The organism is Streptomyces sp. NPDC014734 (assembly GCF_043083325.1).
GTDB lineage: Bacteria > Actinomycetota > Actinomycetes > Streptomycetales > Streptomycetaceae > Streptomyces.
Genome location: NZ_JBIBYN010000072.1, coordinates 1 through 1,316, shown reverse-complemented (window position 1 = coordinate 1,316; position 1,316 = coordinate 1). Strand labels below are relative to the sequence as shown.

1 protein-coding gene is annotated in these 1,316 nt (G+C 69.1%); it reads left to right on the top strand.

Annotated elements, in window-relative coordinates:
- The coding region (locus tag ACF1CT_RS37385; protein WP_391788497.1) for a condensation domain-containing protein at positions 1-1,316 on the top strand (1,316 nt) is incomplete at both ends.

The window sequence follows — 1,316 nt, the reverse complement described above, 5'->3', positions numbered from 1 at the left end:
CTGCCCGAGTTCATGGTCCCGGCCGCGGTGGTCAGTCTGCCCGAGCTGCCCCTCACCGCCCACCGCAAGATCGACAAGCGAGCCCTGCCCGCCCCCGAGTACGTCGAGGCGCGGCGCATACGCGACCCGCGTGACGCCCGCGAGGAGGTCCTCTGCGCGATCTTCGCCGAGGTGCTCGGGGTGGAGAAGGTCGGGATCGACGACAGCTTCTTCGAACTGGGCGGACACTCCCTGCATGCCACCCGGGTGATCAGCCGCATTCGTGCGGTGTTCGGGACGGAGGTCCCGCCCCGGGCCATGTTCGAATCGCCTACCGTCGCGGAGCTGGTCGCCCGCATGGCGGACGCGCAGGGTGCCCGCACTGCGCTGGTGCCGGCCGACCGCCCCGCCGAGGTCCCTCTGTCGTTCGCACAGCGCAGGCTGTGGTTCCTCAACCGCTTCGAGGGCCCCGAGTCCGTCACGTACAACATGCCCATCGCCCTGCGGATTACGGGTCCGCTGGACCGCGACACCCTGCGCGAGGCCCTGTGCGACGTCATCGCACGCCATGAGTCGCTGCGCACGGTCTTCCCCGAGGGCGAGGACGGTGTGCCGGTCCAGCGTGTCCTCGCCGCCACGGACTCCACGATGGAGATGCCGGTACGGCAGATCCGCGAGGACGAGGTTCCGGACGCGATAGCCCGGGCCGCGCGGCGCGGGTTCGACCTGACGGCCGAAGCTCCCCTGCGCGCATCGCTGTTCGGGCTCAGCGACACCACACACGTCCTGGTCGTCGTCCTGCACCACATCACGGGCGATGGCTGGTCGATGGCACCGCTGGCCCGTGACGTCGCGTTGGCCTACGAGGCACGCACCATGGGCCGCACTCCGGGCTGGGAGCCGCTGCCGGTGCAGTACGCGGACTACGCGATCTGGCAGCGTGAGCTGCTGGGCGACGAGAACGACCCGGACAGCCTGATCAGCCGTCAGCTCACTTACTGGAAGCAACAACTGAGTGCACTTCCCGAGCAGTTGGAGCTACCTGCGGACCGTCCCCGCCCGGCGGTCGCCTCGCACCGTGGTGCCACGGTGCCGGTGACCGTCGACGCGGATCTGCACAAGGGTCTCGTCCGCCTTGCGCGCAAGTCGGGTGCGAGTGTGTTCATGGTGGTGCGTGCGGCGTTCGCGGCGTTGTTGTCGCGGATGGGTGCGGGTGCGGACATTCCGATCGGTACGCCGGTTGCGGGGCGTACGGACGAGGCGCTCGACGACCTTGTGGGTTTCTTCGTGAACACGTTGGTGCTGCGGACGGACCTGTCCGGTGATCCCACGTTCCG